At 36.4% G+C, this 20,680-nt stretch carries 24 protein-coding genes, 1 pseudogene and 1 other annotated feature; of the genes and pseudogenes, 3 read left to right on the forward strand and 22 right to left on the reverse strand.

What is annotated here, in order from left to right:
* Positions 1-12: 12 nt before the first annotated feature.
* From queA to TE34_RS06580, 22 genes are all read right to left on the reverse strand, one after another.
* Complete coding sequence (gene queA / locus TE34_RS06480; RefSeq protein ID WP_047984026.1) at positions 13-1,041, reverse strand: tRNA preQ1(34) S-adenosylmethionine ribosyltransferase-isomerase QueA; 1,029 nt, start codon at positions 1,039-1,041, stop codon at positions 13-15.
* 21 nt (positions 1,042-1,062) lie between these two features.
* The gene (locus TE34_RS20595; protein ID WP_084710645.1) at positions 1,063-1,245 is read right to left on the reverse strand and encodes a DUF2905 domain-containing protein; all 183 of its coding nucleotides are present in this window, start codon (positions 1,243-1,245) and stop codon (positions 1,063-1,065) included.
* Between the two features lie 11 nt (positions 1,246-1,256).
* A complete protein-coding gene (ruvB, locus tag TE34_RS06485; RefSeq protein ID WP_047984027.1) occupies positions 1,257-2,261 on the reverse strand; it encodes a Holliday junction branch migration DNA helicase RuvB in 1,005 nt (334 codons plus the stop codon).
* A gap of 15 nt (positions 2,262-2,276) precedes the next feature.
* Positions 2,277-2,891 (reverse strand): Holliday junction branch migration protein RuvA, encoded by a 615-nt coding sequence (ruvA, locus tag TE34_RS06490; RefSeq protein WP_047984028.1) that lies wholly within the window; start codon positions 2,889-2,891, stop codon positions 2,277-2,279.
* Positions 2,892-3,000: 109 nt separating this feature from the next.
* Positions 3,001-3,558 carry a YhcN/YlaJ family sporulation lipoprotein gene (locus TE34_RS06495; protein ID WP_053074990.1) on the reverse strand — a complete coding sequence of 186 codons (558 nt, stop codon included), beginning with the start codon at positions 3,556-3,558 and terminating at the stop codon, positions 3,001-3,003.
* A gap of 142 nt (positions 3,559-3,700) precedes the next feature.
* Entirely contained in the window at positions 3,701-4,654 is a 954-nt protein-coding gene (locus tag TE34_RS06500) for a phosphotransferase (protein ID WP_047984029.1), read from the reverse strand.
* On the reverse strand, positions 4,651-5,556 hold the full coding sequence (safA, locus tag TE34_RS06505) for a SafA/ExsA family spore coat assembly protein (RefSeq protein ID WP_053074991.1): 906 nt from the start codon (positions 5,554-5,556) through the stop codon (positions 4,651-4,653). Before safA ends, TE34_RS06500 begins: the two co-directional genes overlap by 4 nt.
* Before the next feature lie 198 nt (positions 5,557-5,754).
* On the reverse strand, positions 5,755-7,035 hold the full coding sequence (gene obgE / locus TE34_RS06510) for a GTPase ObgE (RefSeq protein WP_047984030.1): 1,281 nt from the start codon (positions 7,033-7,035) through the stop codon (positions 5,755-5,757).
* Positions 7,036-7,053: 18 nt separating this feature from the next.
* A complete protein-coding gene (locus tag TE34_RS06515) occupies positions 7,054-7,575 on the reverse strand; it encodes a Spo0B domain-containing protein (RefSeq protein WP_047984031.1) in 522 nt (173 codons plus the stop codon).
* 169 nt (positions 7,576-7,744) lie between these two features.
* Positions 7,745-8,035 (reverse strand): 50S ribosomal protein L27, encoded by a 291-nt coding sequence (rpmA, locus tag TE34_RS06520; RefSeq protein WP_047984032.1) that lies wholly within the window; start codon positions 8,033-8,035, stop codon positions 7,745-7,747.
* Between the two features lie 11 nt (positions 8,036-8,046).
* Positions 8,047-8,376 carry a ribosomal-processing cysteine protease Prp gene (locus TE34_RS06525; protein WP_047984033.1) on the reverse strand — a complete coding sequence of 110 codons (330 nt, stop codon included), beginning with the start codon at positions 8,374-8,376 and terminating at the stop codon, positions 8,047-8,049.
* Between the two features lie 10 nt (positions 8,377-8,386).
* Entirely contained in the window at positions 8,387-8,695 is a 309-nt protein-coding gene (gene rplU, locus TE34_RS06530; RefSeq protein WP_047984034.1) for a 50S ribosomal protein L21, read from the reverse strand.
* Positions 8,696-8,708: 13 nt separating this feature from the next.
* Positions 8,709-8,784 (reverse strand) — a sequence feature (ribosomal protein L21 leader region).
* A gap of 59 nt (positions 8,785-8,843) precedes the next feature.
* Complete coding sequence (locus tag TE34_RS06535; RefSeq protein ID WP_047984035.1) at positions 8,844-9,710, reverse strand: M50 family metallopeptidase; 867 nt, start codon at positions 9,708-9,710, stop codon at positions 8,844-8,846.
* Complete coding sequence (locus TE34_RS06540) at positions 9,697-10,467, reverse strand: M23 family metallopeptidase (RefSeq protein WP_047984036.1); 771 nt, start codon at positions 10,465-10,467, stop codon at positions 9,697-9,699. The genes TE34_RS06535 and TE34_RS06540 overlap by 14 nt, the downstream gene beginning before the upstream one ends.
* Positions 10,468-10,800: 333 nt before the next feature.
* Positions 10,801-11,598, reverse strand: a complete 798-nt coding sequence (gene minD, locus TE34_RS06545) for a septum site-determining protein MinD (RefSeq protein ID WP_047984037.1) — start codon at positions 11,596-11,598, stop codon at positions 10,801-10,803.
* Entirely contained in the window at positions 11,591-12,283 is a 693-nt protein-coding gene (gene minC, locus TE34_RS06550) for a septum site-determining protein MinC (protein ID WP_047984038.1), read from the reverse strand. Before minC ends, minD begins: the two co-directional genes overlap by 8 nt.
* Before the next feature lie 53 nt (positions 12,284-12,336).
* A complete protein-coding gene (gene mreD, locus TE34_RS06555; protein WP_047984039.1) occupies positions 12,337-12,861 on the reverse strand; it encodes a rod shape-determining protein MreD in 525 nt (174 codons plus the stop codon).
* Positions 12,858-13,724, reverse strand: a complete 867-nt coding sequence (gene mreC / locus TE34_RS06560; RefSeq protein ID WP_047984040.1) for a rod shape-determining protein MreC — start codon at positions 13,722-13,724, stop codon at positions 12,858-12,860. The genes mreD and mreC overlap by 4 nt, the downstream gene beginning before the upstream one ends.
* Before the next feature lie 12 nt (positions 13,725-13,736).
* Positions 13,737-14,780, reverse strand: a complete 1,044-nt coding sequence (locus TE34_RS06565) for a rod shape-determining protein (protein WP_047984041.1) — start codon at positions 14,778-14,780, stop codon at positions 13,737-13,739.
* Positions 14,781-15,015: 235 nt separating this feature from the next.
* Positions 15,016-15,705 (reverse strand): RadC family protein, encoded by a 690-nt coding sequence (gene radC / locus TE34_RS06570; protein WP_047984042.1) that lies wholly within the window; start codon positions 15,703-15,705, stop codon positions 15,016-15,018.
* Between the two features lie 163 nt (positions 15,706-15,868).
* Complete coding sequence (locus TE34_RS06575; RefSeq protein WP_047984043.1) at positions 15,869-16,801, reverse strand: hypothetical protein; 933 nt, start codon at positions 16,799-16,801, stop codon at positions 15,869-15,871.
* Positions 16,802-16,918: 117 nt separating this feature from the next.
* Positions 16,919-18,196, reverse strand: coding sequence for a bifunctional folylpolyglutamate synthase/dihydrofolate synthase (locus tag TE34_RS06580; RefSeq protein WP_047984044.1), 1,278 nt, complete (start codon positions 18,194-18,196; stop codon positions 16,919-16,921).
* 64 nt (positions 18,197-18,260) lie between these two features.
* Here TE34_RS06580 and TE34_RS06585 point away from each other — a divergent pair, with 64 nt between their 5' ends.
* From TE34_RS06585 to TE34_RS06595, 3 genes and pseudogenes are all read left to right on the forward strand, one after another.
* Positions 18,261-19,151 carry an ATP-grasp domain-containing protein gene (locus tag TE34_RS06585; RefSeq protein ID WP_047984045.1) on the forward strand — a complete coding sequence of 297 codons (891 nt, stop codon included), beginning with the start codon at positions 18,261-18,263 and terminating at the stop codon, positions 19,149-19,151.
* 2 nt (positions 19,152-19,153) lie between these two features.
* A complete protein-coding gene (locus TE34_RS06590; RefSeq protein ID WP_047984046.1) occupies positions 19,154-20,017 on the forward strand; it encodes an ATP-grasp domain-containing protein in 864 nt (287 codons plus the stop codon).
* 312 nt (positions 20,018-20,329) lie between these two features.
* Positions 20,330-20,680, forward strand: a pseudogene (locus TE34_RS06595) (IS4 family transposase); the annotation flags it as partial.

Below are 20,680 nucleotides of genomic sequence, written 5' to 3' on the forward strand. Positions count from 1 at the left end.
ATCTTTCCTCTTCTAAAGAATTAACATTGCATCGCCAAAACTAAAAAAGCGATACTCTTGTTTTACTGCTTCATGATAAGCATTTAAAATAAAATCTCGATCTGCAAAGGCACTTACTAGCATAATTAATGTTGACTTTGGCAAATGGAAATTCGTAATTAGCCCGTCAATAGCCTTAAATTCAAAACCAGGGTAAATAAAAATATCAGTCCAACCACTGGACTCTACAAATTTGCCGTTGTGATCGCGTGTAATTGTTTCTAGCGTTCGTGTTGAAGTTGTACCAACAGAAATGATTCTTCCACCGGATTCACGCACCTTAGTTAGTACGTCAGCGGTTTCTTTTGACATAACATAAAACTCTGAGTGCATCTTATGATTATTTACATCTTCAACACTTACAGGTCGGAATGTTCCAAGGCCAACGTGAAGTGTAATAAAAGCAATGGTAACACCCATTTTCTTTATCTCGTCCAATAATTCATTTGTGAAATGGAGTCCCGCCGTTGGTGCAGCCGCAGAACCTTTTTCCTTAGCATACACCGTCTGATACCGCTCTTTTTCGGGAAGTTGTTCTTTAATATATGGTGGTAATGGCATCTCACCTAATTCGTCTAAAACTTCGTAAAAGATACCATCATAGTCAAAGTTCAGAATACGACCACCATGCTCTAAAATACCAGTACAAGTTGCTTTTAATTTCCCGTCACCAAAGCTTAGTGTACTGCCTTCTTTTAAACGCTTTGCAGGTTTAGCCAAAACTTCCCATGTATCACCTTCAAGTTGTTTCAGCAGGAGAACTTCAACCTTCCCTCCTGTATCTTCTTTCACCCCATATAATCTAGCTGGAAGTACTCTAGTATCGTTTAATACTAGGCAATCCCCTTCTTTTAAGTAACTTTTAATATCCGAGAACTGTTTATGTTCCAATTCCTTCGATTCGCGTTGTAATACCATTAATCGAGACGAGCTACGATCACGTAATGGTGTTTGTGCAATTAATTCTTCTGGTAATTCAAAATCAAAATCCTCTATGTTCATGGTGCTACTCCTTTAATAAGTTTAACGAAATCTTCCTAGTATAAAGAAAATGAGTGAAAGAATGATGCTTACTACAATAGAAGTCATAATTGGGAAATAGAAAGTGAAGTTTCCTTTTTTAAAGGAAATATCACCTGGTAACCTGCCAATAAAGGTCCATATTACTCCTATAATTAAAAAAATAATACCAATTATAATAAACATCTTGCCTAAATTCACGCTTCATCATTCACTTTCAAACCAAAATGTTGATATGCTTTCTGTGTTACGACTCTTCCTCTAGGTGTTCGTTGAATAAAACCGATTTGTAATAAGTATGGTTCATATACATCCTCAATTGTTTGTGATTCTTCACCAATAGTTGCTGCAATAGTATCCAATCCAACTGGGCCACCTTGAAAACCATCAATTATACCTTTTAATAACTTATGGTCAATATGGTCTAATCCTCGATCATCAACTTGAAGCATTCCTAATGCCACTTCGGTTGTTTCTAAACTAATTTCGTTTTCACCTTTTACTTGGGAGATATCCCTAATTCGTCGTAATAAGCGATTTGCAATACGAGGAGTCCCTCTAGAACGCCTTGCTATCTCGACTGCCGCTTCTTTCGTAATTTTCGTTTCAAATATTTCAGCAGTTCGTTCCACAATTGCACATAAATCCTTAGTCTCATAATATTCAAGCCTTGATAAGACTCCAAAACGGTCACGTAACGGTGCAGATAATAACCCCGCCCTCGTTGTTGCTCCAACTAATGTAAAAGGAGGCAAGTCGATGCGAACTGATCTTGCACTAGGGCCAGTTCCAATGACAATATCAATAAAAAAGTCTTCCATTGCAGAATACAAAACTTCCTCTACTGAACGTGGCAAACGGTGAACCTCGTCAATAAATAGAACATCTCCTGCCTCTAAGGAAGTGAGTATGGCTGCTAAATCACCGGCTCGATCAATTGCTGGTCCAGATGTCGAACGAAATTGAACACCCATTTCGTTGGCGATGATTGCAGCAAGTGTAGTCTTACCAAGTCCCGGAGGACCATATAATAAAACATGGTCTAGTGGTTCGTTTCGCATTTTGGCTGCCTGTATAAAAATGCGCAAGTTCTCTTTCACTTTGTCTTGACCTATATATTGCGTTAATGTTGTGGGGCGAAGACTAAGTTCAACGGAGGATTCTTCAGCATGTAATTCGCCTGTTACCATTCGCTCATCCATAATAATGCCCCCTTATTATTTTTTCATTAATAAACTTAATGCTTTTCGAATAATATCATCTGTACTACTAGATGCAGGATCGAGTGCTTTTTTCAACTGTGGCATTATTGCCTTAACTTCTCTATCCATATAACCTAAGGATTTTAAAGCTTCCATTGCTTCTTTAAGTTCATTCGTTAGTCCAGCAGGCTTTTCACTGGTTTCAACCTGTACATCAGTAATAGTAAAGTTAGCAGCTAATTTCCCTTTTAAATCTAAAATCATTTGTCTAGCGGTCTTCTTTCCTACCCCTGGGAAGCTAGTCAGGAATTTATCATCTTCTCGTTCAATTGCAGCAACAAATTCAGGAATATTAACACCTGCTAAAATGGCTAACGCCCCTTTTGGTCCAATTCCAGAGACCGAAAGTAACCGGATAAATAGATATTTTTGATCCTCGTTCTTAAATCCATATAAAACTTGCGCATCTTCACGAACATGAAAATAAGTATGTATTTGAAGTTCATTATTTAATGCATCTTGAAATGTAAATGGATTGGGACAAATTACTTCATATCCAATCCCATGAACATCTACTATGATAGCCTCATCTTGAATTGAGACTAATTTTCCTCGTACATAAGAAATCATGTTATCTTCTCCCCACTCTAAATCCTTTTCCTATTCTATCACAAATTCATTGTAGGGGCATTTTCTGAATCTATCCAATCTAGAAAAAGCCTTTGCGCATAACAAAGGCTTAATCATTTCCAAAAAAGTCATTTATATTTTGTTCCATTTCAGCATCCATTAAATTCGGGCTGCTATTTTGATTTCGCATGCGATCCCACCAAATTGTTTCTGTATAAACCACAATTTCTTTATCATTAACGATTTGTTTTACTTCTTCTTCAATAGTTTGCTTCAGTTCAGGATAGTACTTATTACCTGTCTGGACAGCAACAATAATTCTATCTTCAGTTTCTGAGACTTGAGCTTGTACAATTTCCTTTCTTTCTGACAGATAGTCAGAAATCTGCATTGTTCTTTCGTTCGTATAACGATCTTCATTCTTAGCCGATAAGTTTCGATCGCCTTCGTTCACATATTCTTGTTCACTTTGCGGATAACCACCTAATTCGCCAATTGATCTATCCTGATTACCTGTTCGCTCCTTTTCTTCCTCTTCTGTCTCATAATTAATCGGTTGAACGGTATTATTATCATTATTCGGTCTACTCGCACCTTCCTGTGTCTCATTTCCGCAAGCAGCTAATAACAATACACTTGTGAGTGCCATTAGTAATTTTCCACGCATAATATAACCTCCCTTACCGCTAGTTTGCTTAAAGGGAGGTTATTTACAACCGGTTAATTTATCCTTTTGAAAAAATATGTGGGAAAATTTATACGGTAAAATATGATACTCGATAGCTACACCACCATTAATCGTATAGGCGTTACTTTATTAAAAGAATGGAATCACGTAAAAACTCTTTTCGTTTCAACCATTCCTTTTCCATTGATAGTAAATAGGAATCAACACTTTGACTTCGTTTTCTTGTAAGAAAATGCAACCATTCGCGGAGAAGATCACTTGGAATAAACACAGAAAATAAATACTTATCTAAGTCTTTCTCATCCACCATCCCATATGAAAGCAATGTTTCTACATCCCAATTAATGTTAGGTAAAAAACGCTGCCCTAGCTGAATGTAATCATACAGCTGGGAGGTACAATGTAATAAGTCAAAATCAATTAACCACGTCTTTTCACTTTGAATAAAGTTATGCGAAGCAACATCACCATGTACCCAAATTCCATTTCTTTCAGCATTTAATTGATCCTTGTTCCAATTAAAGTTCGATACAAGTTCCGTATACTTTCTCATCATCCTGCGTATATCTTCATACAAAATATTATGGCCATAGCTATAGAAAATCTTTTCCGTTTCTTCAAATTTGTATAGCCTCGTTTCCCACCGTTTAAAAAATAATTGCTTTTTTACCATCTTATTTATATGAACATGACTTGCCTGCTGGTGAAACCTTTTTACTGTATTGACAGCTTTTTTACGGTCGATTTCTGACTTGTAATTGAGTTTTCTACCGGCGACATAAGGAGAAATTGTCCAATAGTAATTTGTTCCAGTAGAAATTTCTCTCTTCCCATTCGGATATCGTACAAAAGGAACAATTTCTCTAGAACGAATCTTTTCAAAGAACTCCCATTGTTGTTTCAGGTTACTAGCATTAGAATGTCCTTTTAATACGTATTTCTCACCAAATACTGTCTCAATGTAGTAAACATTGCGTTTTATTGGATGAATTTTGGCAGCCTCTAAGTTCCCCTCCCAATATAAAAAAGAAGAGAGACGATTGATTCTAGCATCGTCTCTGCTTAGGTTGTTCAATCGGATGATTCTTCCTCATTATTGGTTCTTAATTCACCGAATCCAGGAGGGGTTGGGAAACCATTTTCATTTAATCCTGCCATGGATGGAAATGTCATATTAGATCCCATTTGTGGCATATTGCCTTGGTTTTGGAAGCCTATCTGAGGCATCGTACCTTGGCCTTGAGTATACATGTTTGGATCGAACTGTGGCATGAAGCCTTGATTTTGATCATATTGAGGTATTTGACCCATAGGTGGAGTTTGTAATCCTGTACCTCCACCACAACCACAATCGCCGTTATCCATATCCTGCATAGGCATTAGCTGTGTCGGATGCGGCATTGGTGGTGCCATGTGCATCGGATGCATGGGAAATACGTGGTGTCCACCACAGCAGCAAGGATGTACTGGATAGCAAGGAACCATGTGCGGTTGATACATTGGTTGTTGATAAGCCGGTTCCAGTATCGGTTGTTCTTTTGGCATTTTTGCAGACTCGACACTCTCTGAGCTTTCGGGAAAATTAAACATCATATAGGTTGTTTGCTCTTGTTCCATGGTTGGAGCTTGCATTACTTGCGGCATTGTCATTTGTGGAATTTGCGGCATTTGAGGCATTGGAATCTCTGGCTTGATCTCCATCGTCGGCTTTTCATCATCTTCTTTAATCACTGGAATAGGTTTAGGTGAAATATCCTTGTATGGTGTTTGGACTTGTTGTTCTTTTTTTATTTCTTTTACTGCAGCCTCCTTTTTAACTGTTTTTGCATTTGTTGGAATGCGAATTTTCATTCCTGGCATTATCATATCTGGACTCGCAATATGTGAATTAGCAGCTTTTAATGCCTCAAAATCTACCCCATACGATTTGGACAGCTCCCATAATGTATCTCCCTTTTTGACAATATGAATTTTCAATGTTGAACGATCTCCTTTCACTTCTATAATCTCTGGGCTAATTACTCTATATCAAGATATGCAAAGTAAATGGAAATGTTGAACCATATTCAAAAAGAATAAAAAACTCCTATACGTTCTTAAGTGGAGTATCACTGTCGAGTTCTCTGTCAAAAAATTACCATAATAAAAAGAGCCCTCTCCTTAAGGAGAAGAACTCTAGTCTACAAATTCAAACTCAAATTGTAATATACGGATGGTATCTCCATCTTCAGCACCTTTTTTACGTAATTCCTCATCAACACCCATGGAACGCATTTGACGAGCAAAACGGCGAACAGCTTCATCACGATTGAAGTCTGTCATTTTAAATAGTTTTTCAATCTTCGGACCTGAGATGACAAAAGCCCCATCATCATCTCGGTTAATTACAAATCCCTTATCTTCCTTCTGATAGCGGTAAACCACTTTCTCTTCTGTTTCCTCTATCTGAGGAGCGTATTTAGGAATCTGTTCTAGCAAGTCTGCTACTGCATATAAAATATCTCTTAGACCTTCTTTCGTTAAAGCCGAAACTGGATATACAGGAATATCTTTACCAAGTTGTTCCTTAAAGAGCTCCAAGTTTTCCTTTGCTCCTGGCATATCCATTTTATTTGCGGCAATAATTTGTGGTCTGGTAATCAATTTTTCATCATATTCTCGAAGTTCTGTATTTATTTTTTCGTAATCGTCAAAAGGATCTCTACCTTCTGTTCCTGCCATATCAATGACATGAATAATTACTCTTGTTCTTTCTACATGCCGTAAAAATTGATGTCCTAAACCTACACCTTGGTGTGCACCCTCAATTAAACCAGGTAAATCAGCTAAGACAAAACTACGCTGATCTCCCGTATCAACAACCCCAAGATTTGGAGCTAGTGTAGTAAAGTGGTAATCAGCAATTTTCGGTTTTGCTGCACTTACAACGGATAAGAATGTCGATTTCCCTACACTTGGAAATCCGACAAGACCAACATCTGCAATAAGCTTTAGTTCAACTTTAATATTTTTCTCGTCTCCTGGTTCCCCGTTTTCAGCAAAATCTGGAGCAGGATTTCGAGGTGTGGCAAAGCGAGAGTTCCCTCTACCACCTCTACCACCTTTTGCAATTATAGCTTCTTGTCCATGAATGGTTAGGTCAGCGATTACTTGCTCTGTATCCTCATCTATTACGGTAGTTCCTGGAGGCACAGATACAATTAGTGGTTCTGAATTTTTACCATGTTGGTTTTTACTCATTCCATTTTCTCCGCGTTTCGCTTTAAAATGACGGTTATAACGAAGATCCATTAATGTGTTCAGGCCTTCATCCACCCTAAAAACAACATCTCCGCCATTTCCACCGTCACCACCTGCAGGTCCACCCAGTGGAACGTATTTTTCTCTACGATAAGCTACTAGACCGTTACCACCGTCACCAGCTTTCACGTAGACACTGACTTGATCGACAAACATATTACTCACCTCATTTATTCAGGAAGGAATGGAAAAACTAATCCTTGTATCGGATCCAGTCTCCTTTACCTGTATCAACACATCATCAAGTTTTCTTGATAGTCTTTCTTTCCATTCGTTGCCATCAATTGATTGTCCATTTAACGTGACTACCAATTCGATCGAATGATTACTGCTCATTAACTTTACTTCTCCAGTTATTATTTCTAATTTATCTGCTAAAATGTTGTCTATTAATGTATTCCCTATATTTGTTAAAACACGATCATAATCGTATAAACTTGTATCATCAGTATGTATATCGTATGTAAAATGAATATGTTTATGATGTAAGTTTACTTGAATTAACCAAAGAACAAAATTAGGGCAATCCACATTCATGAGCGTTCTTTCTTGATTGAATGCATCTATTATTGCTTCAACTTTTAATTTTACCTTATCGGTTTTTCCCATACTTAAATAACCATGAACAATCTGCAAGTCATTCATTAAATCATGTCGCTGTAATCGCAATAACTGAATAATATCCTTCGCTTCCACAATTATCCTCCCCCATTATGTTGAATTATAGCAGAAAATAGTGGGAAATTCATAATTCAGGAGATATAGATCTACTTATCGTATAAACATCTCATTTAATGGTCTATGAGACATTGTAGCTTTCAACAAAAAAACTCCAACCACTAAATGATTGGAGTTTCATAAGTAATTATGCTTCTTGAGCAACTGGATAAACACTAACTTTTTTACGGTCACGACCATAGCGTTCGAATTTAACAACACCGTCGATTTTTGCATAAAGCGTGTCATCTCCACCACGGCCAACGTTCTCACCTGGATAGATCTTTGTACCGCGTTGACGGTAAAGAATAGATCCACCAGTTACGAATTGACCATCGGCACGTTTAGAACCAAGACGTTTGGACTCAGAGTCACGGCCGTTCTTTGTACTACCTACACCCTTTTTAGATGCGAAGAACTGTAAATCTAGACGTAGCATTAGAGCACCTCCTATTTACTTTGTATCGTAATAAACTTTTTATATTCACGTTCAATAGTTTCCAGAGAAACAATCATACCTTCGAACAGGAGCTGCACCTTTTCCACTAATTCTGCATGAACAGAATTAGGAATAGTAACTCGAAGATAACCACCTTCACTACCTTGTTCGATTTCCAGATCGATATCTGTCAGCTTCAATACTGCATTGACTGCACCAAATGAAACTGCGGATACGCCGGCACAAACTAAATCATAACCATAAGGTCCACTTTCTGCATGTCCAGATAATTCAAAGGACTTTATTTGGTTATTCTCTCGGTATACAATTACCTTAATCATAACATGACCCTTATTGGTTGATTTTTTCGATTACTAATTTCGTATAAGGTTGACGATGACCTTGTTTCTTATGGTAGTTTTTCTTAGGCTTGAATTTGAATACAGTGACTTTCTTTTGACGACCATGTTTTTCAACTTTAGCCGTAACAGTAGCACCTTCAACATAAGGAGAACCAACTTTAACGTTTTCCCCACCTACGAAAAGAACTTTGTCAAAAGTAACGGTTTCATCCACGTCTGCTGTAACTTTTTCAACGTAAACTACTTGGCCCTCTTCAACTTTCACTTGCTTACCACCAGCTTCGATAATTGCGTACATAACTGCACCTCCTTAATAAACTCAGACTCGCCATACAGGTAAACATAAACTAGTTTTTAAAAACCTGTTCTGTGCGGTTGTAGCACGGGTGCTACGATGAATAACATACAAATGTTATCACGTATGCTTACTCTTTGTCAAGGTCTTTCTATATAGATGAATAGTTTGCTACCTCACCTATTGTTTTATTATAGTTCCTATCGAAAAAGTAACTTTTCAAACAATCAGTCTCATCAAGTGAAAGACGCGTATTATTTGGCATTTGAATATAGATCGAATGCTTCACATCCCGTCTAAACTGTGAGAATACTTCCATTAACGAATATTGAAAAGGTACTGTAATCGGACTTACTGTTTTAATCCAATTATTCCCTTTATACCGGTTTAGTAAGAAACGGATAAATACATAATGCCTTTTTTTCCATTCTGAACGATTTTCTAACAGTAGGAAAACCATAATTAACAGTGCACTTAGTGTAAATGGGAAAAATAATAACTGTATAACAATAATCAACACACACAATGTAATAGAGACAACTAGAACCGTATGATATGCCTTTTGGAAAGGTAATTTTGTTGAAAACAAAAAAAATAATAGCTTGCCACCATCTAATGGCCAGATAGGTAATAAATTAAAGACAAGGATAGTCGTATTATAGAATAGGACTGTCTCGATTATGGAACTAGGAAGCTGCGTAAACCATGTTGCAAGAATCATTAGAATATATATTATAACATGTTGAAAAGGGCCTGCTAGCGTTACGATAACTTCTTCTTTAACAGGCCTACTTCCGTTCTCATCTGTATCCATTACCCCTCCAAAAACCCAAAGCATTACTTGTCTTATTCTCCATTTATAATAAGCAGCAGCGGAATAGTGTCCCAATTCATGAAATAGAACAATCGCTAATATGATAAATAACTCAACAAATGTACCAGTTAAAAATGAAATAATTAGAAACAAGAATAATATTGGATGTATATGTATTGGTGGGATAAACTTATGGATTTTCATCAACTTCAATCACCTGTACTGGATCAACATACTCATTATCTTTTTCAATTGAGAAATATACCATTTCACTTTCAGCTGTTGGGCTAAATTCACCGATACGCTGGTTGGCTGATACGATTTGATATAAATGGACATCGATTGAACTTAAATAGCCATATGTAGAAGTTGATCCATCTGCATGCTGTATGATAATTGTTTTGTTTGTATCTGATTTTTTACCTGCGAAAATGACAAATCCCTCATCAAGTGCAGCAACAGAGGTCGTCTCGTTTGGAGCAATCATTATTCCCTTACCATTAGCTTGAAAAGTTTCGATGACACTACCTGTAACTGGGAGAGCAAGCGCCGCCTCAGTTACTTCTGGTTCTTTTGTTGGCGAGAGTGCTAGTGGTGTTCCAAAGGAATCCTTGTACCATTTATAAGCACTCGCAAACGGGAATTCTTCGGTTAAGACATTGCTAGTCCATTGTCTCGGCTTTTCAAAAAATTCTGCATCATTTTGCCAAATAATAGCAATTGAAAAAAATAACATAACAGAAAAGATTCCCTTCAAAATAATCCCTGTTATCGTATTGCTTCTATTTTGGTTAGAAGCTGAAGTATCAATAAAATTCGGGTAAAAACCGTGTCTTTCTTCATCTTGTGGCAAAGAAGGCATGATTGTGCTAACTTTATTTGTTTTTGACTTTGTCGGGACTCCTCTTGATTTTTTCCGTTCACTAATGGCTCTTCTTACATCTTTTATTTCTTTCTTCATTGGCCCTCATTCCTTCATAATCATTTATACATTGTATGAAAGAATGGGACAAGATATGATTGTCCCTATTTGATAAAAATAGTAATCTTGTAAATTTAAGAATTTTTCTTTACACACTATGCACAGCTGAAAAACTTACACATTAGCGCAGGTTGTAACTTAGTCCATTCAGTTTCAGGTATGTCGCGATGCTCCTATTGAGTTAGATTTATATAGATTTCTACACATAGATTACATATGATCGCCCATTAAGAATGAAAAAACAAAAAAGCTCTAAAATCTATAATGACTTTAGAACTCTTGTTTGAACAATTGATTTTTATTATATGAATATTAACTTCTAATACCAAAAAATTTCTTAACCTTTTTAAACATACCTGTCTCATCTTCTAAGGACTGTAGTGGTACAGATTCACCTAGAATTCTTCTTGCAATGTTACGGTATGCAATCGAAGCTTTTGTATTTGGTTGGAATGCGATTGGCTCTCCATGGTTCGAGGCTTTAATTACCTCATCATCATCTAAAACGATACCAATTAGATCAATCGATAGAATTTGAACAATTTCATCGATATCTAGCATATCTCCATTTTTCATCATATGCTTACGAATTCTGTTAATAACTAATGTTGGTGGGTCGATTTCTTCTTTCTCTAGTAATCCAATAATTCTATCAGCATCACGAACACTAGATTTTTCTGGTGTCGTTACTACAATTGCTTTGTCTGCTCCTGCAACCGCATTTTGATAACCTTGCTCAATTCCCGCTGGGCAATCAATAATGATATAATCATATTCTGTTTTCAATTCTTTAATAATCTCGCGCATACCCTCAGTTGTTACGGCAGATTTGTCACTAGTTTGGGCAGCAGGCAATAAGGAAAGGTAATCAAAACGTTTATCTTTAATCAATGCTTGCTTTAACTTACAACGGCCTTGAATAACATCAACGATGTCATATACAATACGATTCTCAAGTCCCATAACAACATCTAGATTTCTTAAACCAATGTCTGTATCAATTAAACAAACCTTTTTATCCATTAAAGCTAACGCTGTTCCTAAATTAGCAGTTGTCGTAGTTTTACCTACGCCACCTTTACCAGATGTTATAACGATTGCCTCACCCATTGATTATTCTCCTTTCGAATCCACTTAAACTTTTACGTTTATGTGTTAAAACTTGTATTCTATCAATAATTATTTTATCTTTTTCTTGATCTATGAGACCACATTCCATATATACGCCGTCCGATTCATAATCTGGTGATCGACTGATATAGTCTGCTATTCGAAGTTGACTTGGATTCATATAGGAAGCGGCTATTACTGCATTATGGTCACCATCAGCACCTGCATGGGCAATACCGTGTAAACTCCCCATCACATATATGTTTCCAGTTGAGACGATTTTCCCTCCTGGATTTACATCTCCAATTAGTAGTAAATCACCTTTAACCTCAAGAACTTGTCCAGAACGAACGATACGATTAAAAACTTTAATTTCCGTATCCTCAAGCATTGCTAGTGCTTCATCTCTCAAAATGACATTAGTCTCAAAGGATTGAACGGCAAATTGCTTCTTCTCAGTGATTATTCTTTCTAAATTCTCTTTTTGGTCATCATATAAATATCGATTTCCAAGTTTAACAGTTACAGGTACTTCTTGTTCGTCCTTTTTCGCTTGATTTACTGATAATTTTTCTTGAAGTTCCCTACACGCATCTTCAAATGAACAGCGATCATCGATAAATAAAGTAAGCCCGTCCCTAGTACCCTTAATAGTTACATATTGTTTTTGTTTTGTATCTTGCAATGCATTCACCTCATCAGTGCCAAATTATACGTGTAGGTCTATAAGAACTGTTTCTATTTTATTTTAGTATTTTTCCATTTTTCTAATCGTTTGGCAAACATAGGATAGATAATCAATAAGAAAATAGAGTTTGCCAAAATGGATGGTATAAGACGAGACATGACATAATCCATCCACTCCGCATCCATTATTCCTACAAAATAATAGATTAAGTTGATAACAAGCTCAGCTATAATTATACCTATTATACCAAACAATAACGCGGAATAAATATTACTATGCAACAAATTTCTTAATTCATGGATGAAATAAATCACAAGACCATAAGAAAACATGTAAACACCTAATATTCCCGTATAGGCAATATCCATTAACAAACCAAAAATCAAGGCATAAATAATGGAAATGTAAGAGTCTTTTCGATCATAAAACATGGCAATCAACACTAAGAAAATTAATACCCAGTGCGGTGTAATCATCAAATCACCATCAATGAGGCTGCTTGGTAAGATGTCGAGTGCAACCCCTTCAAACACAACAAGGAGTAGCAGAATGAGGGGTAGGAATATATGTCTCATTCCTCCTCCCCCTCTTCACTACGTAATATCCGGTCCACTACAACCACATTGTTAATTTCGTACATATTCGCTGCTGGCTCTACTAATGCTGTTTTAGTTAGACCATACTGATCTGGTATTACTTCTTTAACTGTACCGATTGGTAATCCTGCCGGGAACACTCCTCCCATACCAGAAGAAACAATTAACTCTCCCTTTTCAATATCCTTATCAGACTCCTCGATTATTTTAAACAGTAAGGAGTCTGTTTCTTCATCATAAGCTTCGATTAATCCGAATATATCATTCCCCTCATCGTCACGAGAAACAGTAGCAGAAATTCGATTAAATTCATCAAAGCCTGTTAGTAGCTGAACCGTTGATGTTAGTTTGGAAACACTCTGAATTTTACCGACCATACCTTCAGCAGTTATCACTGCCATATTTTCTTCTACACCAGCAAGTGTACCTTTATTTATTGTTACTTGCTCTATCCAGCGTTCAGGTGACCTTGCTGTTACTGTGGCATGAATTGGATTATAAGAACGTATGGAATCCTTTTTATCAAGCAATTCTCTTAATTCTACATTCTCTTCTTTTATCTCTTGAACCTCATAAATAAGCCCTTTATATTGAGCTAATTTCTCCCTTAATATCTGATTTTCCTCATATGTGTTACGAATATCATCAATATTATCAAAGATATTTGCTACATATTTTACCGGTGCAGAAATCACATTTTGCATGATACCAATAATATCACTAACAAATTGCTCTCCAGTTGTTAAATTAGCACGGTCTTTTAAAGAAAATCCAATTAAAGCAACGAGTACTATGATTCCTATGAGGATAGTAAACAATTTCTTTTTACGAAATAATGACATGAAAACACCTACTTACTCTACTGTAGGACGAGTAGATACATTTGGTTGTGCTTTGAAATGTTGAATATATTCTAAGGATTTACCAGTTCCAATAACAACACTCTCCAGTGGGTTATCGGCAACAAAAACCGGCATCTTTGTTTCATCACTAATTACTTTGTCCAGGTTAGTTAATAATGCACCACCGCCAGATAATACAATTCCACGATCCATAATATCCGCAGCTAGTTCTGGTGGAGTTTTTTCAAGAGTATTCTTTACAGCCTCTATAATAGCATCTACAGTATCCTGTAATGCACCTGAGATTTCTTTACCGCTAATAGTAATCGTTTTTGGTAAGCCAGTTAATAAATCTCTTCCTCTAATTTCCATTGTTTCTTCAGCTAAACTTTCATCATTTGCAGAACCAATCTCAAGTTTAATCTGTTCTGCTGTTCTTTCCCCAATCATCAAATTATAGGATTTACGAATATAATTAATGATAGAAAGGTCCATATTGTCTCCAGCATTACGAATAGATTGTGCAGTTACAATTCCACCTAAAGAAATTACAGCAACCTCTGTAGTTCCACCACCAATATCAACAATCATGCTACCGGTTGGTTCCCAAACGGGTAGCCCTGCACCTATTGCTGCTGCAAACGGTTCTGCAATCGGAAATGCTTCCTTTGCACCAGCCTGTTTAGATGCGTCAATGACAGCACGCTCTTCTACCATTGTAATACCTGATGGCACACAAATCATTACATTCGGTTTTTTAGCAAAAAGTGACCTACTCTTCATTGCTCGTCTAATATAATATTGCATCATGGCAGCAGTAGTATCATAATCAGCAATAACGCCATCTTTCATTGGTCTAATCACGGATATACTACCAGGGTTTCTACCAATCATATTTTTTGCGGAGTTTCCTACCGCTTCTATTTCTCCTGTTTCCACATTTTTGGCAACGACAGAAGGTTCTCTTAATACTACACCTTTTCCTTTCACAAAAACCAGTGTATTTGCTGTGCCCAAATCAATTCCTAAATCTTGTGAAAAGCCAAAAATACCCAATAAAATCTCCCTCTCCAATAACATCAAAGTTTAACTGTATCTAAAGCTTGACTGTTTTTATCTATTTTATGTGTCGATCCCCATAATATAATCAAATATGTTACTTTGATTGTATCGATATGTAAACTTTATTAAGCTTTTTCAATCTTAAGAAGCGCCACTTTCAGAGAATATGAAAATGGCGCTTTTATATTATCTATTTAATTATACGAAAAAAAAACAAAAATTGATAGTGCTATAAATAACCTTTTTCTTTCAAGGACACAAACTTACGATCTCCTATAATGAGGTGATCCAATAATTCAATCCCTATCATTTTACCTGATTCTGCGAGTCTCTTTGTCACATGAATATCCTCTTGGGAGGGTGCTGGATCCCCACTTGGGTGGTTATGCGCGACGATAATAGAGGCAGCTGAGCGTTTTACAGCTTCACGAAATACTTCACGAGGATGAACAATTGAGGCGTTTAAACTTCCAATAAAAATAGTTTGTCGATGAATAATCTGATTTTTGGTGTTCAAAAAAATAACAACAAAATGCTCTTGATTTAGATTACGCATTTCTTCCATTATGTAATCTGCCCCATCTTCCGGAGAACGTATCACATAACGATCATTTGGTTTATACTGACTCAATCTCTTACCGAGTTCTAATGCCGAGAGAATCAACACTCCCTTTGCACTGCCAATTCCTTTTATAGCTGTTAACTCCTCAATCGTTGCATCTTTTAAAAGCTTCAAACCTTCAAAGTGCATGAGTACCCGATTAGCAAGTGTCATAACCGATTCACTTTTTGTACCACTCCCTAATAAAATTGCTAATAATTCTTGGTTGGATAGGTGATTTGCCCCTAGATTTAAAAGCCTCTCTCTTGGCCTATCTTCTTTTGGAACATCCTTAATCATAATGGACGCTGATTTCATTCTGATTCCTCCTTTTTTTACAAGAATAGAATAGCCTAGAAAATAATCCTTTACAAATAGACAAAATTAGATTTTCTCTACTAGAAAATTAGTAAAAATACAAAAAGCAGCATAGAAAATTATGATTTTCCACACTGCTTATTGATTCAAATTACCAATTCCATTAATCTAGATTCATTTGGTTTACATGTAATAAAAAATTATATTCCTGCCAAATTGCAAGTAGTATACCATCAGAGTCTTTTTCAGCTGTAATATATTCACCTATACTTGGAATAAAACTAGCGAGTATTTCCGATTGTTCAGGTGCTTGATCCATTAAAGCTTGCCATTCTCTAGCCTCCACCATCCCAGTTCCTAAGGAGATATTCCATTGGTCTTGGAAAGCTAGTAACCAATCATACTCTTCCTTTGTTAATTCCATTTCCATTTCACTTACTTGCCACTCTTTAGCATATACCTCTATACCACTATTCATTAATGCATTTGTATCGTCTTGAAGGTCTTCCTTAGACATTCCTAAATTCACAAGTAAATAGAACTGCCCTTCCTTTTCCCATATGATAGGCGCATAACCTTGTTCAACGAACTTTACAGATTCTGCCTCTGCATTTTCTACTGTGGAGAACACTCCCCCCTGAAGCACAAATGCTGACATTGAATCAATTGTATGCAGAGTAGTACTATTTGTGGGAGGGTTCTCTGTTTTTTCCTCGCCTTGTCCGTTATTATTTTCATCTGTAGGCACTAAAAAGGCAGGGGAGGCATTTAAATCATTATCAAAGTTAACGATGATTTTCAACATGACAAAACCCATAATAGAACCAATTGTAATAGCTGAAATAATGGCAATAATAATTGGTTTAAACATAGCGAAATTACTCTGCTTTTTGGTTGGAGTTTTTGATAACATGAAAGTTGTATCGTAATCTCTTGAAAAGGTGTGAAGCTTATTTGCTCCCGATTCTTCGGCCGCTGCTACTTCTTCACTTGCTGTTCTCTCTATTTTATCTACTCCACTATGTATCTTTTTAATAGAATTTGATTTTCTATCTTTTCCATCTATTCTTACGACTACTTGCTTTTTTGCTGACATTGTTGCTCCCCCCATTTTGCTAGATTATTTTGTTCAACTCTAGCATAGACAAACTAAAAAGTAAGGAGAAAATTGTCATGTACAAAACAATTTATTTCAACATAAACCCCGATAACCTTACAGACTTTTCTTATTCAAATAGCCCCTTACCATTCCAATAAAATGGAGGGATCCAGCAAAGAAATAACTATCTTTTCCGTTTTTGATTTCATTCAGTTCATCCATCCAGTCGACTATTCGTATGCTATCAGTTTGAACAACATTCGCTAACTTTTCCGCATCCGCTGCTCTCGTATGGTCAAAGGTGGATAGGGCTATGGAATCAAAATGCGGTAAAGCTAAACGTATCATATCTTCTAATTCTTTATCTTTAAAACCTGCAAAGATTAGGTGCTTTTGCTTATTGGAATAAATTTGATTAACAGTATGGATAAAGGCTTCCATCCCATTTGGGTTATGGGCTCCATCTATAATAATTTCTGGGTTTTCCGATACCTTTTCAAATCTCCCTGGGAAGCTTGCATAACGAAATGCAGTACTTACCTTGTTCCAGTCTAATTCAAAACCACTCCGCTCGATTACTTGTAATGCCATCAATGCTGTAGCAGCATTCTCTACCTGATGGTTCCCCCTCATCCCTATTTCGATAGAATATGTCAAATCCTTATAGCTCCAATCAAAAAGTTGACTATTTTCGCTAATAGAGTTAATCATGTAAAAAAAGTCACTATCTAGTAAATAACGAGCCGATGTTTTACTTTTCGCCTCCATATTGATAATGGACAAGCAAGTCGGATCAACCCTACCTACGACTACAGGAATATTTTCCTTTATAATTCCAGCTTTATGATGAGCAATTTCCTCAAGCGAGTTCCCTAAAAAACTAGCATGGTCCTTCGCTATATTTGTTATAATAGAAACCACAGGCTGGATGCAATTCGTGGAATCTTCTTTTCCACCCATCCCAGCTTCAATAACTGCTATATCAACATGTTCACTGAAGTGCATAAAAGCTATTGCAGTTATAATTTCAAATTCTGTGGCATGCATTCCGTTTAAATCAAGCTCACGTATACTAGGAAGTAATTGGTTAAACAGTACTAAAAAACGCTCCTCTTCAATTGGGAGATTATCGATTATCATATGTCCCGTTAAGCCAGTTAAGCTAGGAGAAGAAAACACCCCAACACGGTAATTGTTCTCCATAAGTGCAGCTTTGATATAGGTTAAGGTTGACCCTTTCCCATTTGTTCCAGCAATGTGAACGGCCTTTAACTTTTTCTGGGGATTATGTTGAGCGTCTAATAATGCATACATCCGTTCAAGGCCAGGCTTTATTCCTAGTGTTCTTCTTTCATGAAGAAATGCTTCTACTTGTTCCAAATATTGAAACATATGATCACCATCTTTATCTATCAATTAGAAATCAGTATAGCATATGAGGAAAGGAAATCGAAGGTTGAGTAAAATTGGTTGGATTATTTATAATGGTAACTTACCTGGTAATAAATTTTTAGACTTTGCTGAAATGCTGCAGGAAGCTGCTGAGAAGCATCATTCTACAGCCTATATAATTAAAAATAATGATGTGCTTGTAACGTTAGGTTCGGAGCGACTAGACCTTCTAACAGAATATGAAAGACCAGATTATGTTATTTTCACAGACAAGGATATATACCTCGCTAGACAACTAGAACAGCTTGGCATCCCTGTCTTTAATAGCTCACAAGTCATTGAAACTAGTGATGATAAGATTGCTACATACCAAGTACTAGCGAAGCATAAACTCCCTATTCCAAAGACGATTGTTGCCCCTAAAGTATTCTATAATCGCGAGGAAAAATATTTACCTAATCTAGAAATGATTATTTCACATCTTGGTTTACCCTTAATCGTCAAAGAGGCATTTGGTTCATTTGGCGAGCAAGTACATCTCGTCCATTCCAAAGAGGAGTTAAAAAATAAAATAGTGGAATTATATGGAAAACCTTTTATGTTCCAAGAATTCATTGCCACTAGCAAAGGAATGGATATTAGAATTCAAGTAGTAGGCGATCAAGTAGTAGCAGCAATGAAAAGAATAGCGACGAATGACTTTCGTGCAAATATTACAACAGGTGGCGTGATGGAGCGTTATGAGCCAAGTGAGAAGGCAAAAGAAATCGCTTTAGCAGCTTCTAAGTCAATCGGTGCAGATTTTTGTGGGATAGATTTATTATTTGGTGAAGATGACACGTATTATGTTTGTGAAATTAACTCGAATGCCCATATCCGGAATCTATTAGACTGTACAGGCATCAATGCAGCTGATGCTATGGTCGAATATATTTTAAATAAACTTGGGGGATGAACATGATAAAAGGTTGGCTTATTTATAGTGAACTAGATTCCATTGAAAATAAAGCTTATATCGAATGGTTTATAACAGAGGCAAAGAAACAATTGATTGATTTACAACTAGTCCTTCGAGAAAAACTCACTATCGGAGTAATGAACAACAAACACTATTGTTTACTAGAAGGACAACAAGTTGAACTACCTAACTTTGCCGTTGTACGCACGGTTGAATCTATCCTTAATAGACAATTAGAGCATCTTGGTATACAAGTCTTTAATTCATCCCATCTATCCGAGGTTGCCAATCACAAAGCAAAAACCTATTTTGAGGTTGCGAAACTTGGAATTCCTATGATGGATACGATTTTTGTGAAAAGCCACAATTTAACAGATCACACACCAATGCCCTACCCTTTTGTAATAAAAGAGGCAACTGGCAGAGGTGGTAGACAAGTGTTTTTCATCAGGAATCAAAAGGAATGGGAATCCTTTTATCATGATGTTAAACCTTCTGATTATGTCATTCAATCTACTGAAGTAAAACTTGGGAAGGATCTCCGAGTATTTGTTGTAGGTAAAGAAATTATTGCTGCTGTATTAAGGGAAAGCAACACCGATTTTCGGGCAAATTACAAACTCGGAGGCTCGGCAACGTTATACAGTTTAAGTAGAGAGGAAAAAGCACTTATCGATAAAATTATTCATCATTTTAATTTTGGAATGGTTGGGATAGACTTTTTGATTGGTCATAACGGGGAATTAATATTTAATGAGATTGAAGATATTGTTGGATCGAGAACTTTAAGTGCGGTGAGTGATATAAATTTATTGGAAAAATATGTTGGGTATATTCGGACAAGCAAAAACCAGGATTCATAGATAGCTGAATCCTGATAAATCGCCTTCATATAACCAAAGTTACTTATCCCGCTCCAGTGACCGCTTCATCGCCCAAATGACAAGCGCATCAACAAAGTCAAAAATCCTGATTCTATGTATATCCAATTCTATATAGGGTGGAGGGACGTCCCCCAATGTCATCAAGCTAAGATGACAAAATATGTAAATGAATTAAAAAAGACAAAAAATAACCAAAATATGCCAAAAAGCACTTGACTTTTTAAAATCACCACAATAATCGATTTGAATACCGATTTTTTAGGTATATCAACGATGAAGTGGTGATTTTTTATGGGGAAAAGTATGTTTTTAGAGGCTATTGAGGTAACTCGGAACGTCATTCATGACTATATTTTTAAGTGTGAATCACGATCCAAACCAACCTATTTTACCCGTGAAGGGCAAAACAAGTTGAGTTTTACAAGCACATTGTTATTTATGCTTAATTTTGTAAAGAAGAGCATTCAGATTGAACTGGATGACTTCTTTAAAATTCTTAATAAAAAGGAGGTAACAGTAAGTAAACAGGCCTTTTGTGAGGCGAGGAAGAAGGTTAAACCAGAGGCTTTTATATTTTTATTAGATACTATTGTGGACTGGTACTACAAAAGAAATTCCTACAATACCTTCATGGGGTTTCGG

The sequence above is a fragment of the Ornithinibacillus californiensis genome, from assembly GCF_001038485.1.
In the GTDB taxonomy this organism is placed as follows: Bacteria; Bacillota; Bacilli; order Bacillales; family Amphibacillaceae; genus Ornithinibacillus; species Ornithinibacillus californiensis.